At 40.4% G+C, this 14093-nt stretch carries 10 protein-coding genes; 9 read left to right on the top strand and 1 reads right to left on the bottom strand.

Annotation, left to right across the window (positions count from 1 at the left end):
• Positions 1-7 precede the first annotated feature (7 nt).
• The 7 genes from HMPREF0106_RS09700 to HMPREF0106_RS09730 all read left to right on the top strand — a co-directional run bounded on the left by HMPREF0106_RS09700 (position 8) and on the right by HMPREF0106_RS09730 (position 7793).
• The gene (locus HMPREF0106_RS09700) at positions 8-1690 is read left to right on the top strand and encodes a RagB/SusD family nutrient uptake outer membrane protein (RefSeq protein ID WP_032851443.1); all 1683 of its coding nucleotides are present in this window, start codon (positions 8-10) and stop codon (positions 1688-1690) included.
• A gap of 1 nt (position 1691) precedes the next feature.
• The gene (locus HMPREF0106_RS09705; RefSeq protein ID WP_004317346.1) at positions 1692-2690 is read left to right on the top strand and encodes a putative zinc-binding metallopeptidase; all 999 of its coding nucleotides are present in this window, start codon (positions 1692-1694) and stop codon (positions 2688-2690) included.
• 6 nt (positions 2691-2696) lie between these two features.
• On the top strand, positions 2697-4058 hold the full coding sequence (locus HMPREF0106_RS09710) for a DUF4302 domain-containing protein (RefSeq protein WP_255344239.1): 1362 nt from the start codon (positions 2697-2699) through the stop codon (positions 4056-4058).
• A 159-nt stretch (positions 4059-4217) separates the two neighbouring features.
• Complete coding sequence (gene ychF, locus HMPREF0106_RS09715; protein ID WP_004298673.1) at positions 4218-5321, top strand: redox-regulated ATPase YchF; 1104 nt, start codon at positions 4218-4220, stop codon at positions 5319-5321.
• 47 nt (positions 5322-5368) lie between these two features.
• On the top strand, positions 5369-6286 hold the full coding sequence (locus HMPREF0106_RS09720; protein WP_009040293.1) for a ketopantoate reductase family protein: 918 nt from the start codon (positions 5369-5371) through the stop codon (positions 6284-6286).
• A 17-nt stretch (positions 6287-6303) separates the two neighbouring features.
• Positions 6304-7140: a prolipoprotein diacylglyceryl transferase gene (gene lgt, locus HMPREF0106_RS09725; protein WP_009040292.1), complete on the top strand. Its 837-nt coding sequence runs from the start codon at positions 6304-6306 to the stop codon at positions 7138-7140.
• Complete coding sequence (locus tag HMPREF0106_RS09730; RefSeq protein WP_009040291.1) at positions 7137-7793, top strand: chloramphenicol acetyltransferase; 657 nt, start codon at positions 7137-7139, stop codon at positions 7791-7793. Before lgt ends, HMPREF0106_RS09730 begins: the two co-directional genes overlap by 4 nt.
• Here HMPREF0106_RS09730 and mutS read toward each other — a convergent pair whose 3' ends face one another.
• Positions 7794-10382 carry a DNA mismatch repair protein MutS gene (gene mutS / locus HMPREF0106_RS09735; RefSeq protein ID WP_032849410.1) on the bottom strand — a complete coding sequence of 863 codons (2589 nt, stop codon included), beginning with the start codon at positions 10380-10382 and terminating at the stop codon, positions 7794-7796. It lies immediately after the preceding gene.
• Positions 10383-11155: 773 nt separating this feature from the next.
• Between mutS and HMPREF0106_RS09740 the strand changes: the two genes are divergently transcribed.
• A complete protein-coding gene (locus tag HMPREF0106_RS09740) occupies positions 11156-13414 on the top strand; it encodes a GH92 family glycosyl hydrolase (protein WP_009040290.1) in 2259 nt (752 codons plus the stop codon).
• A gap of 6 nt (positions 13415-13420) precedes the next feature.
• The gene (locus HMPREF0106_RS09745) at positions 13421-13885 is read left to right on the top strand and encodes a metallophosphoesterase (RefSeq protein WP_009040289.1); all 465 of its coding nucleotides are present in this window, start codon (positions 13421-13423) and stop codon (positions 13883-13885) included.
• Positions 13886-14093: the final 208 nt, after the last annotated feature.

Raw genomic sequence — 14093 nt, 5'->3', positions numbered from 1 at the left:
TTATACAATGAAGAGAATTAAAATATACTTATATATTGGAATCATGTCCTTTTGTACCAGTTGCTCTGACTTTCTGGACAAAGTACCCGACGAACGTACTCAAATAGATTCTCCGGATAAAGTATCCGCATTACTAGTAAATGCGTATCCTAAAGTTTCTTATGCGGCTATTGTCAATACCCGTTGTGATTACATAACCGACTTCGGAAGTGTTTACTCTGGTGCGCAACCAGGAGCATTATTCAGCTTTATGGGTGAAAATTTCTTATGGAAAGACGTGATAGAAGATGGAAATGATTCCTTCGAAAACTTCTGGACAGGATGCTATGCAGCTATTGCAGTATCTAACCAGGCGCTTATTTCTATCGACGAGTTAGGAACACCTTCAAGCACAATCAATCAAAAGGGAGAAGCACTCATGACCAGAGCCTTCTCACATTTTTGTCTTGCTTCACTCTTTGCCCAACAATATGACGAATCGACTGCATCGTTATATCCGGGTATTCCTTATGTAGAGAAACCAGAAACACAGCCAGTAGAACAATATGACCGGGAGACAGTGGCAGACACTTATAGAAAAATCACACAAGATTTTGAGGACAGTTATCCTCTTATGACGGATGGAAGCATTTATACAGCTCCCAAATATCATTTCAATAAGAAATCAGCTGCCGCCTTTGGTACCCGTCTTTATCTATTAATGAAACAATATGATAAGGTACTTGAATATGCCAATCAACTCATTTCCATACCGTCACAATTTGAAACATTGACGGATAGTAAAGGAGAACCTCTTAAAAATCAAGATGGTACACCGCAACAATATATCTCAAAAGATGATCCTGCATTTTCGTTTGTAAGCAACAACTTTCATCCTTTTGCAACAACTTACATGGATGCAAGCGGATATATTGAAATGCGTTCGTATTTCTGCAGTTCTTCCACCAATGCCAATTTATTGATTACAGAAGCATTGTCTTCAATCGCCTGGGGAGAATTACCCTTCTATTCAAGATATGGTTTATCTTCTACTGACATTGGCAAGACAATCAATGCAGATAATGTTACAAATGGCATGTGGGCTATTCCCTATTACGGTACATCCAATTTCTACTTCATACCTAAATTTACCCAATTTACTAAACAAGAATCTTTAGACGCATCCAACTTTTTGCCGTATGCCAATATTCCTGTTTTGAGAATGGAAGAAGTGTTATTAAACCGTGCAGAAGCCTACCTAATGCTTAACCAATATGACAAAGCTATCGCTGATCTAAATTTATATGCCAGCCAACGTTTTGTTATAGCAAGAAGCCCGGCATCAAGCAGATATTATGATTCTAAAGAATTATGTATTACACGCGATAAGATACTCAATTTCTATAAAACCAAACTTAATAATACTGATCACTTCATCAATAAGTACAATCAGACAGACTCTTGGAGTGATTTGAAAAAAGGTATCCTACTTGCAATACTTGATTTCAGAAGTATAGAGTTTTATAATGAAGGACTTAGATGGTATGATATTGTACGCTGGAATATCCCCGTCACCCATACCCAAGCTAACGGCAGCAAGTCCAGCTTAATGCCGGACGACGACCGAAGGGTACTACAAATTCCGGAAATGGCAACTATTTCGGGAATAAAACTTAATCCAAGAAATAACGTAAATAATACATGGGAATAAAATGAAAACAACAAATCACATTGCCAAATGGATACAAGCATATTTCATGCTACTATTCTGCATTAGTACTGTTATTTTCACTGCCTGTAATGAGGACAAACTCAATCTTGACCAAGAGATTTATGGATTGGGTGGAAATGACGAGCAAAAAAATGAACTGGATAAATGGTTATATGAAAACTATACCCAAGCTTACAATATCGAAGTGAAATATAAATGGAACAGTTATGAACTGAACACTACCGCCCAACTAGTCCCCATTATGGAACGCTTCGTAAAACCTTCTATGGATATGATTCAACGAGTGTGGTTTGAGCCTTATAAACAATTGGCAGGAGATAAATTTCTTAGAGAAATGACACCTAAGAAAATCATTTTGGTAGGTAGCCCGGAATATAATGCAGATGGCAGTCAAGTATTAGGACAGGCTGAAGGCGCTCGTAAAATTACACTATTTGATGGTAATAGCTACAATCCGAGTGATGCAGACTGGATACGTTCTATCATGCATACCATTGAACACGAATTCGCTCATATTCTCCATCAAACCAAAATGTATGATTCCAGTTTCAAAGATATATCCGCCGGAGATTATAATCCGACAGGATGGACTTCTGAAACGGAAGTAAGCGCATTACTTGCCGGATTCTATTCCGCATACGCAATGTCGGGAGTTGATGAAGATTTCGTTGAAGTGGCATCATTAATTATGGTGTATGGAAAAGAATGGCGTGACTATCGAATTAATTTGCTCAAAAGTTTAACAACGTCTCCTCCTTCAGAGGGAGAAACAGCAGAAGAAACAGCACAGCGTATAGCCCTTGCCAATCAGGCACAAACGGCTTTAACCAGATTACTGGCTAAAGAAGAAATTGTGATCAATTACTTTAAAAATGTATGGAACGTACAGTTTTATGACGACGCAATGGGAAATAAAGGATTAGTATCTTTAGTACAAGATGCTATTAATCAAATTGTAAATGAAAACACTCCAGAATAAATAATTATGAAAATAGTTTATACATATTATCTTCTAACCTGTGTAGCATTGTGCAGTATATTTTCATCTTGCAATAATGAAACCGACATTTATATGGAAAACCCGGATAAACGGATTCAAACTAAAATGCAGGAATATACTGATATACTCACAGGAGCTCCCGATGGATGGATTGCAGAAATAAATACCCAATTAGGAGGTATTCACACCTTATGGATGCAATTCACTGCAGACAATCGAGTATCTATGATGTTCGATTATGTAGAATATTACCGCGACTTGAAAGCAAGTCCGTTTGAAAGTAGCTATATACTCAAGCCACTACAAGGACCAACTATATCATTTGATACATACTCTTTCTTATCTATCTTTGCAGATCCCAACCAGCTGATGAATGGTGCAGGACAAGCAGGAACCGGATTAGGAGCAGACTACGAATACGAGATTATATCCTACAAAAACGATCAGTTTCTCCTAAAAGGAAGAAAAAACAAAATGGAAGCTACACTGACTAAAGCTACCAATGAGGAAAGAGAGGCCATCAAAAATGGCGCCTTAATGGAAAATCAGGATCAGGCTCCTATCTATCAAAAAAAATACTTCACTTTCAGTTATAAAGGACAAGCGTATGATTTTGTATCTAATGGTAGAAAAACTGGTTTCTTATCCGCTAACAATGGAAATCCGACCCTACAAATAGAAGGTTCTAAAATAGACCTGAACGGAAATATCGTAATGATGAACCCGTTAATCCTTGATGGTTACGAAATTTATCAATTCAACAAGACATCCACCGGATACACTACACAAGTAGGCAATGATATACTTGAAATTAAAGGAGGTACTACACCAATTGTTCCTCTATTCAATGCACCTCCAGGAGCAATTCATCAGACAATGGTAGTGTACAACGATATGCAAAATCAATGGTCATCCGAATATTTTGATAAACATAAAGCTGCTGTTTCGAATTTATTTGCATTCACTCAAACTCAATTCTATATTGTGTATGTTGCCATACACATGTACACAGACGGAAGTATAGTGGAGATTGGTTATAAAATATATCAAAACGGTTCATTAGGAGCCGATACTTACGGATTCTATTATACATTCAATTATCAGAAGAATTCAGATGGTTCTATCACTTTTGGAGATTATACACCGTTCGATACAAGCAATCCTAATCACGAAGAGTTCGACAAATGCCTGTCACCTATTTTAGATGGTTACTTTAAAAAACACAAATTCTTCATTAAAAGCTGGCCGGCTTTGTACAACAATTCCAGCCAATATGTGATGTCCTCGCTAATTCCTGCAGAAGATAAGACACTTGGTGTCATGGTAGGCGTACCTATGACGTTCTAAAGTTTACTTTACATTTATAGGGATGCCTGAAAACGGCATCCTTTACTCATTAAATAGATATAAGAAAGAAGTATTTGTTTTCCAACCAATGTATATAATCTAAAAATGCCTATCTTTGCAGTCAGATTATCGATAACTAAATAAAAACGAAATAGATAAATGGCATTGCAATGTGGTATTGTAGGACTACCGAACGTGGGTAAGTCGACACTTTTCAACTGTTTGTCGAATGCGAAAGCACAGGCGGCAAATTTCCCTTTCTGTACAATTGAACCCAATGTAGGTGTAATCACTGTTCCTGACGAACGTCTGAACGCACTCGCTGAATTGGTGCACCCCCAACGAATTGTTCCTACAACTGTAGAAATCGTAGATATCGCCGGACTGGTGAAAGGCGCAAGCAAAGGTGAAGGACTGGGAAACAAGTTCCTTGCCAATATCCGTGAAACAGACGCAATTATCCACGTACTCCGTTGCTTCGATGACGACAATGTGACACACGTAGACGGAAGCGTAAATCCCGTCCGCGACAAAGAAATCATTGACTACGAACTTCAATTGAAAGACCTGGAAACCATCGAAAGCCGTATCCAGAAAGTACAGAAACAAGCACAGACGGGCGGAGACAAAGCTGCAAAGTTAGCTTACGATGTACTCGTTCAATATAAAGACGCACTGGAACAGGGAAAATCTGCACGTACAGTGACTTTTGAAACAAAAGACGAACAAAAGATTGCTCACGAACTGTTCCTACTAACCAGCAAACCGGTAATGTATGTCTGCAATGTTGATGAAGCAAGCGCAGTAAACGGAAATAAATACGTAGATATGGTACGCGAAGCCGTAAAAGACGAGAATGCTCAAATCCTGATTGTTGCCGCCAAGACAGAAGCCGACATCGCCGAACTGGAAACGTATGAAGACCGCCAGATGTTCCTTGCCGAAGTAGGACTGGAAGAGTCGGGCGTGGCACGTCTTATCAAATCGGCTTATAAACTCCTGAACCTCGAAACTTACTTCACAGCCGGCGTACAGGAAGTACGTGCCTGGACTTACGAAAAAGGTTGGAAAGCTCCGCAATGCGCTGGTGTTATCCACACCGATTTTGAGAAAGGCTTTATCCGTGCCGAAGTTATCAAATACGATGATTATATCAAATACGGCTCGGAAGCAGCTGTGAAAGAAGCCGGAAAACTGGGTGTGGAAGGAAAAGAATATGTGGTGCAGGATGGCGACATCATGCATTTCCGTTTCAACGTGTGATTATCGGTAACTACCGACGACTTATTAATTACTAATTCGCTAACAATATGAAATATCTCATTGCAGGAACGGGAGGTGTAGGCGGCAGTATCGCAGGATTCTTGTCGCTGGCAGGCAAAGATGTAACTTGTATTGCCCGTGGAGCTCATTTGCAGTCGATTCAAACGAACGGTTTGAAACTGAAGTCGGATTTAAAGGGTGAACATACGCTCCGAATCCCGGCTACTACGGCTGAAGAATTTAGCGGGAAAGCAGATGTGATATTTGTATGCGTGAAAGGTTATTCGGTCGATTCCATCGTAGAACTGATAAAAAGAGCAGCACACAAAGACACGGTTGTCATCCCTATTCTGAATGTATATGGCACAGGGCCGCGCATACAGAAGCTAGTTCCGGAAGTTACCGTTCTCGACGGCTGCATCTATATCGTAGGCTTCTTATCCGGCACCGGAGAAATCACCCAAATGGGAAAAATATTCCGTCTGGTATATGGTGCTCATCACGGCACGGTTGTGAAGCCCGGATTGCTGGAAGCCATCCAACAAGACTTGCAGGAAGCAGGCATAAAGGTAGACCTGTCACCAGACATCAACCGGGATACGTTTATCAAATGGTCGTTTATCTCTGCAATGGCCGTAACGGGTGCTTACTACGACGTTCCGATGGGAGAAGTACAGAAACCGGGAAAGATACGGAATACATTTATCGGACTTTCTACGGAAAGCGCTGCCTTAGGAAAGAAACTAGGCGTCGAATTTCCCGAAGACCCAGTCAGCTACAACCTGAAAGTGATTGACAAGCTCGACCCCGAAAGTACCGCTTCTATGCAAAAAGACCTGGCACGCGGACACGACTCGGAAATACAAGGATTGCTCTTCGACATGATTGCAGCAGCCGAAGAACAGGGAATAGATATACCGACCTACCGGATGGTTGCGGAGAAATTCAAAAAATCTAATCATTAACATTAATCCAATATAGAATGAATACCATGCTATTATCCATCAACTGGAACCCGAATCCCGAACTATTCAACCTGTTCGGCATTTCTATCCGTTATTACGGATTACTGTGGGCAGTAGGAATATTCTTTGCTTATGTGGTTGTTCACTACCAGTACCGGGATAAAAAGATAGAGGAAAAGAAGTTTGACCCGCTTTTCTTTTACTGTTTCTTTGGTATTCTGATTGGTGCCCGCCTGGGACACTGTCTGTTCTATGATCCGGGATACTACTTGTCTCATTTTTGGGAAATGATTCTTCCTATCAAATTCATGCCGGACGGAAACTGGAAATTTACCGGATATGAAGGACTTGCCAGCCACGGCGGTACATTAGGATTGATAATCGCCCTTTGGCTATATTGCCGCAAGACGAAGCTCCATTATATGGACGTGCTGGATATGATTGCCGTAGCTACTCCAATCACCGCCTGCTTCATCCGCCTTGCCAACCTGATGAACTCCGAAATCATCGGCAAACCGTCTGATGTACCTTGGGCATTCGTTTTCGAGCGTGTAGATATGCAACCCCGTCATCCGGGACAGCTCTACGAAGCCATCGCTTATCTTATCCTGTTCTTCATCATGATTTACCTGTATAAGAATTACAGTAAGAAACTGCATCGCGGCTTCTTCTTCGGCCTTTGTCTGACTTATATCTTCACCTTCCGCTTTTTCATCGAATTCCTAAAAGAAAATCAGGAAGATTTTGAAAACAGCATGATGTTCAATATGGGACAATGGTTAAGCGTTCCGTTTATCATAATAGGCGTCTATTTCATGTTCTTTTATAACCGGAAGAAAGTAGAAAAGAAATGAAACAGATCATAGATATAGAAACTTGGGAGCGGAAGGAGAATTTCAATTTCTTCCGCCGCTTCCAGAATCCACAATTATCCATAACCTCCGAAGTAGAATGCGGAGGAGCAAAAAAACGGGCCAAAGAGGCTCACCAGTCTTTCTTCCTCCATTACCTTTATGCGGTGCTTCGCGCAGCCAACGAGATTCCAGAATTACGCTATCGCATTGATCCGGAAGGTCGTGTAGTACTCTATGACCAAATAGATATTCTATCTCCGATCAAGATAAAAGAAAACGGTAAATTCTTCACCATACGTTTCCCTTATCACGAAGATTTCGAGACCTTTTATCAGGAAGCCCGAAAGATAATTGATTCCATTCCCGAAAATGGAGATCCGTATGCAGCCGAAAACGGAGAGGTAGCCAACGGAGATTATGGGCTGATTCTATTAAGCGCAACTCCCGATTTATATTTTACTTCAATCACTGGGACACAGGAAAAACAAAGCGGCAACAATTATCCGCTACTGAATGCTGGGAAAGCAATCATCAAAAAAGGCAAATTAGTAATGCCTATCGCCATGACTATTCATCACGGATTTGTAGACGGGCATCACCTTTCATTGTTTTACAGGAAAGTGGAGGAGTTACTAAAATCAAAGGGGAAATAATTATTTCCCCCTGACTATCTTCTTAATATCATTCAGTTTATTCAGCGCTTCAATAGGAGTAAGATTATTCACATCAAGATTCAATATCTCATCGCGAATCTGACAGAGAATCGGATCGTCCAACTGGAAGAAGCTTAACTGCATACCTCCACGATTCTCGCTCACTTCTGCCAACGGTTTACCTGCTATGCCCTGTTGGCGATTATCAGATTCAAGCTGTTTCAATATCTCATTTGCACGTTTCACAATGCTTTTCGGCATACCGGCCATCTTTGCCACATGAATACCAAAAGAGTGTTCACTACCGCCACGTTCCAGTTTACGAAGGAAGATTACTTTATTATCAACTTCTTTCACCGATACATTATAATTCTTGATGCGCTTGAAAGATTTCTCCATCTCATTCAATTCATGATAATGCGTAGCAAATAATGTACGTGCTTTTGCTTTCGGATGTTCATGGATATACTCTACAATTGCCCAAGCAATGGAAATACCATCATAAGTAGAAGTACCACGACCCAATTCGTCAAATAATACCAGACTCCGGGAAGAAACATTATTCAGGATATCAGCCGCTTCATTCATCTCTACCATAAATGTAGATTCACCGACTGATATATTATCACTCGCTCCTACACGGGTAAATATCTTATCAACTAAACCGATATGCGCACTTTCCGCAGGAACAAACGAGCCGATTTGAGCCAATAGCGTAATCAATGCTGTTTGGCGCAAGAGTGCCGACTTACCGGCCATGTTCGGACCTGTAATAATAATAATCTGCTGTGTATCGCTGTCCAGCATTACATCATTGGCAATATACTTCTCGCCTATTGGAAGTTGTTTTTCTATTACCGGGTGACGTCCCTGACGAATATCCAGTACGTCATTATCCTCAATAATCGGACGGATATAACGATTCTCACGGGCCACATTGGCAAATGACAACAAGCAGTCCAGACGTGCAATCTGATTCGCATTAATCTGTATCTGTGGAATAAATTCCATCAATGCCTGTACTAAGTCTGTATATAGCTGCGTTTCCAGAACCAGAATCTTATCCTCCGCTCCCAAAATCTTCTCTTCGTACTCTTTCAGTTCCTGCGTGATATAACGCTCTGCGTTGACCAACGTCTGTTTGCGAATCCATTCGGGTGGAACCTTATCCTTATGCACATTACGGACTTCGATATAATAACCGAATACATTATTATAAGCTACTTTCAAGCTCGGAATACCCGTCTCTTCGCTCTCCCGCTGTTGTATCTTTAGCAGATAATCTTTTCCTGAATAGGAGATTTGCCGCAATTCATCCAAGTCTGCGTTCACACCGTCCTGAATCACTCCACCTTTATTTATCAGTAAAGGAGGATCATTTTTAATCTCTTTGGCAATCCGGTCACGAATAGAAATACAAAGATTCAACTGTTCGCCAATGCGATTCAAGCTCGCATTATCAGCTTCCATACATGCCTGTTTTATCGGCTCAATTGCTTGCAAGGCAACTTTCAACTGAACGACTTCACGAGGCGACACACGTCCTACAGCCACTTTGGAAATAATACGTTCCAGGTCACCTATCAGATGCAACTGTTCTTCAATCAGCTCCTTAAAATCAGGTTGGCGGAAGAAATATTCCACTACATTCAAGCGTTCATTGATCGGCTTCTCATCCTTCAACGGAAAAACCATCCAACGTTTCAACAGACGCGCTCCCATCGGGCTGATCGTTCTGTCGATCACATTGATTAGACTACTGCCTCCATCATTCATATTGCCAATCAGCTCAAGGCTACGCACCGTGAACTTATCCAGACGGACGTATTTATCTTCTTCAATACGTGCCAATGAAGTGATGTGACCAATCTGCGTATGCTGCGTCATTGTCAGATACTGCAGGATAGCACCGGAAGCAATGATACCGTTTTTCAAGTGCTCCACTCCGAAACCTTTCAGATTCTTCGTTTCAAAGTGTTTCAGCAGTTTCTCACGGGCAGTCGTTTCTGTAAATACCCAGTCGTCCAGCTCGAATGTAAAGAACTTGTTACCGAAATTACCTTCAAACATCAGGCGTTTGCCACGTTCAAAAAGAATTTCCTTAGGGGCAAAGTTATTCAACAGTTTGTCTATATAATCAAAAGGTCCTTCTGCAGTAAGGAATTCACCGGTAGAAATATCGAGAAAAGCAACTCCACAGGAAGCCTTTCCGAAATGAACGGCAGCCAGGAAGTTATTCTCTTTATAGTTCAGAACATTATCATTGATAGAAACACCAGGAGTAACCAATTCGGTAATACCACGCTTCACCAGCTTCTTCGTCATTTTGGGGTCTTCGAGCTGGTCGCAGATAGCGACACGTTTTCCAGCGCGAACCAGTTTCGGAAGGTAGGTATCAAGGGCATGATGAGGAAAACCTGCCATCTCGATAGTTTTTCCTTTCCCATTGGCACGTTTTGTCAGTGTGATCCCTAAAATTTCGGCTGCAACGATGGCATCCGTAGAATATGTTTCATAAAAGTCACCGCAACGAAACAGCATCACTGCATCCGGATGTTTTGCCTTCAAATCCAGAAACTGTTTCATCATCGGGGTGAGGACGATCTCTTCTTCGTTCACGGGTGTCTCCTTTTCTTTTTTATTGAGTGCATAATGTGATTATCCTTGCAAAGATAACGGTTTTTCGGCAGAGAATCAACGGTATGCTCCGATTCAATTTTCAAAATTAATGTTACATACCTTGAAATAAGGAGGACTGATTTCTTAACAAGTAGGGAAAAACTATTAAAACGTGTTATAAAACATGCTATTTTTCTTGGATAATTTGCTAATTTCCCAAGAGTCCGTATCTTTGCAATGTGTTTTTCATAGTATTAGATTTAAGGTTAACAAAGGTTGGAGCAAGGCGTTGCTCCTTTTTTTATGCCTATACGCTTCGTCCCTATTTGATATAAACCAGCAGAACTCTCTCTTTTTCAATCATCAGATTCTTTTGGCCAACCTGAAATCCTAGAGATTCGGTTCAGAGCAGCCCCACCTTTAAAAATAGATTCATTCCGGTGCTCTAATGAACTAAACTAAACAGTAGCTTCCAATAGCCAGTAAGAGATAACCTGTTTTAATACTGTATTTAGTTTTTCATAATACTTAATTATTAAATTAAAAAATACAGTATTGATTAATGCATTAAAGATGAACCAAAGATATTTTATGGTGATTAATATTCTCTTAATGGCGAAACTTTACAAAAAAAATATTTGTAGAAGATAGATTTTAAGGTTACATTAAGTTTTCATTAATCAAACTATCCTATATTTACAGCAAATCTAATTAAAACCATCGAAAAATAAAAAAATCTGTTTATGTACAAGAGAAAATTCATTCCGTTAGTACTGTTAATGATTTTAATCGTCAATGGATGCAGCAACAAGCAAGAGGTAGTGTCAACTCCGGTTGACTATGTAAATCCTTATATGGGGAATATCAGTCATTTGTTAGTTCCTACTTACCCAACTGTTCATCTTCCCAATAGTATGCTCCGCATCTATCCGGAAAGAACAGATTACACTTCTGATAAAATAAAAGGCTTACCGGTCATTGTCACCTCGCATCGGGGAAAGTCTGCATTCAGCCTGTCTTTCTATCAGGGAGCAGAGATCGGATTACAACCGGTATATTACTATTGTTATGATAATGAAGTGATAAAACCCTATTCCTATTCTTCCTATTTTGAAGAAGAAGAGGTTTCCACTAAATTCGCTCCTTCCCACCAGGCAGGAATCTATGAACTAAGTTTCCGGAAAAACAATGCTCCATATTTAATACTTAGTACCACCAATGGTGAGCTTAAAACTACGGAGAATACCATTTCCGGTTATCAGAACATAGATCATCAAACCAAAGTATATGTTTATATGGAGACTTCCGCACTGCCGGAAAAAACGATGACTGTCAGCAAAGAAGAAATAAATCACAGCCACACTGCCATAAAAGGCAAGAACGTGGGTATCGCTCTCTTATATTCAACAGATATAAAAACAATCAAAGTTCGCTACGGTATTTCCTTCATTGATGAAAAGCAAGCAAAAGCCAACCTACAGCGGGAAATAAAAGATTATGATGTGGAAAACCAGATGAACATTGCCAAAAACATCTGGAATCAAACATTAAATAAAATCAAAGTGGAAGGAATAGACGAAAATGCAAAAGCAATATTCTATACTTCCCTCTACCGGACTTACGAACGGATGATTTGCCTTTCGGAAGACAACCGCTATTACAGTGCTTTCGACAATAGTATCCACAAAGATTCTGTCCCATTTTATACCGACGATTGGATTTGGGACACGTATAGAGCAGTCCACCCCTTACGTGTTATCATCGAACCACAAATGGAAGCTGACATGATTCAGTCTTTTATCAGAATGGCACAGCAAATGGAACATAACTGGATGCCTACATTTCCTGAAGTTACGGGAGACAGCCGTAGAATGAATTCCAATCACGGTGTAGCCACTGTTATTGATTCATATATAAAAGGAATCCGTAACTTTGATTTATCAGCTGCTTACGAAGCCTGCAAACTTGGTATTACAGAAAAAACGTTAGCCCCGTGGTCAGGCATAAAGGGAGGTGAAATCACAAAATTCTATTGGGAAAACGGATATTTACCGGCATTGGCACCGGGAGAACAAGAAACAGCTGACGAAGTACACCCATTTGAAAAACGCCAACCGGTAGCCGTCACTCTAGGTACGTCTTACGATGAATGGTGTCTGGCACAAATAGCCAAACAACTTGGGTATGAGAAAGACTATAACTACTTTCTACAAGGGAGTAAAAACTATCGGAATATTTTCAATCCTGAAACAAAATTCTTCCATCCCAAAAATGCAAAAGGCGAATTCATAGAACCCTTTGATTATGCCACTGCCGGTGGATTAGGTGCTCGTGAAGCATACGGCGAGAATAACGGTTGGATATACCGATGGGATGTTCCCCATAATATTGCTGATTTAATTGAACTGATGGGAGGGAAAGAAGCATTCAGAAATAATCTTGAAACGATGTATAACACCCCATTGGGCGAAGCCAAATATGTATTTTATGCGCAATTACCGGATCATACGGGTAATGTAGGTCAATTTTCAATGGCTAATGAACCCAGTATGCACATTCCTTATCTGTACAACTATATAGGAGAGCCCTGGAGAACTCAAAAAAGAGTAAGGACATTGCTCGATGAATGGTTTAGAAATGACCTGATGGGACTCCCGGGCGACGAAGATGGCGGAGGAATGTCAGCATTTGTAGTCTTCTCCATGCTAGGTTTCTATCCTATTACTCCTGGTTTGCCTATTTATGTCATCGGAACTCCTATGTTCGAAAGAGCAGTTATTGAAACAGGAGCCGGCAAATCATTCGAAGTCATTGCGCACAACTATTCGCCGACAAATAAATATATCCAATCAGCCAAACTAAATGGCAAAGATTGGAACCAATCCTGGTTCGAACATAAAGAACTGATGAATGGCGGCAAACTGGAATTTACAATGGGAAACACTCCCAATAAGAATTGGGCGGCAGACAGTGTACCCCCTTCTTTTGAAATGAATAAATAACAGAATATGAATAAAATATTATTTGTCCTTTTATCGCTTTTGACTTCTCTGCAATCATACTCCCAAGAGCAAAATGAAAAAGAAGTTTCATTTCTCTTGTTGGGAGATATACACTATGATTTATTGGAAGATCACGATATGGAATGGTTATCCACCAAACCGGATGATCTGCGCCAAGTTACCAAAGAATATTCAGTATTCACGAAAAATACATGGCCGGAATTCTCCCGGATAATCAGCGGGCAAGTTCAAAAACACCAGCCGTCAATAAAAGCCGTTCTGCAAATGGGGGACTTGTCAGAAGGATTGGCCGGTTCCCCACAAAAAGCAATACAGATGGCTAACAGTGCCTTTAAAGCTGTCAACAAAATGAATCTGAAAGTACCTTTCATTATGACTAAAGGTAATCATGATATCACAGGGCCAGGGGCTAAAGAAGCTTTTGAAAAAGTATACTTAGTCGCCCCTTAGAATGTGCTTTTACGCCTAATAATCAACATATTAATATATAAATTGCTTTGATATATCTGCAAGTTTTTGTATCTTTATGGTTGAAAACTTGCAGATTATTATGATAAACAAGACCACCCCTCAGCCCTCCTTGTTCAGCTCTTTGACAGACCAGCTGAATCCCAGGCATCCCTTATACCTGCTTGCCAATAAGATAGACTGGCGTCCG

The sequence above is a fragment of the Bacteroides sp. D22 genome, from assembly GCF_000163675.1.
GTDB lineage: Bacteria > Bacteroidota > Bacteroidia > Bacteroidales > Bacteroidaceae > Bacteroides > Bacteroides xylanisolvens.
This window is presented reverse-complemented; position numbering and strand designations above follow the sequence as displayed.